Origin of the sequence: Camelimonas fluminis, assembly GCF_014656355.1 — a bacterium.
Classification (GTDB): Bacteria; Pseudomonadota; Alphaproteobacteria; order Rhizobiales; family Beijerinckiaceae; genus Camelimonas; species Camelimonas fluminis.
The window spans coordinates 1-562 of sequence record NZ_BNCG01000178.1 but is presented as its reverse complement, the minus strand read 5'-3'; the positions used below and the strand labels follow the sequence as shown (position 1 = coordinate 562).

The 562-nt window shown below is 59.8% G+C and carries 2 protein-coding genes; both read left to right on the top strand.

The window, feature by feature from the left end; genetic code table 11:
• Positions 1-57 precede the first annotated feature (57 nt).
• Entirely contained in the window at positions 58-321 is a 264-nt protein-coding gene (locus IE243_RS23030) for a hypothetical protein (protein ID WP_191321598.1), read from the top strand.
• The gene (locus IE243_RS23025; RefSeq protein ID WP_191321597.1) at positions 318-554 is read left to right on the top strand and encodes a hypothetical protein; all 237 of its coding nucleotides are present in this window, start codon (positions 318-320) and stop codon (positions 552-554) included. The genes IE243_RS23030 and IE243_RS23025 overlap by 4 nt, the downstream gene beginning before the upstream one ends.
• Positions 555-562: the final 8 nt, after the last annotated feature.

Below are 562 nucleotides of genomic sequence, written 5' to 3'. Positions count from 1 at the left end.
TGAAACATCAACCACTTAACGCGCCCGCATGGAGCGCGAACGCCTGGAGTTTGTCTGATGGCAACGTACAGAAAAAAGCCGGTCGAGATCGAAGCCCGACAACTGACACCCGATAGCCACCAGAGCATTTCGCTCTGGGTCGCGTCCGCTGGCTACAACGTGATGCGTGCTGTGACCGGCCTCGTCATCGAGACGCTGGAAGGCGACATGCGCGCCGACTACGGCGACTGGATCATCAAAGGCGTCAGCGGGGAGTTTTACCCCTGCAAGCCTGACATTTTCGCCGCGACCTATGAGCCGGTGGAAGGCGGTGCAGCATGACCACGGTCACCGTCGCGCAGGCGAATGAAATTATCGAGCTGACAGAGACAGTCAGACGACACCGCGGCGCTTTGGCCAACCTGAAAAACCCGGCCACGGTGAATGTGTTCCCGTACGTGAAAGACGTGCACGGGCGAACGGCAGAACTAGGTCCGTACACGTTACAGGCTGGCGACGAGGACGCAGAGGCGAAACTGCAAGCCGAAGTCAAGCGCCGCTCCGCCCTCCGCTAACCCCTGAA

Coding starts and splice junctions, on each gene's coding strand:
- IE243_RS23030 (WP_191321598.1), top strand. CDS start 58: ATGGCAACGTACAGAAAAAAGCCGGTCGAGATCGAAGCCCGACAACTG.
- IE243_RS23025 (WP_191321597.1), top strand. CDS start 318: ATGACCACGGTCACCGTCGCGCAGGCGAATGAAATTATCGAGCTGACA.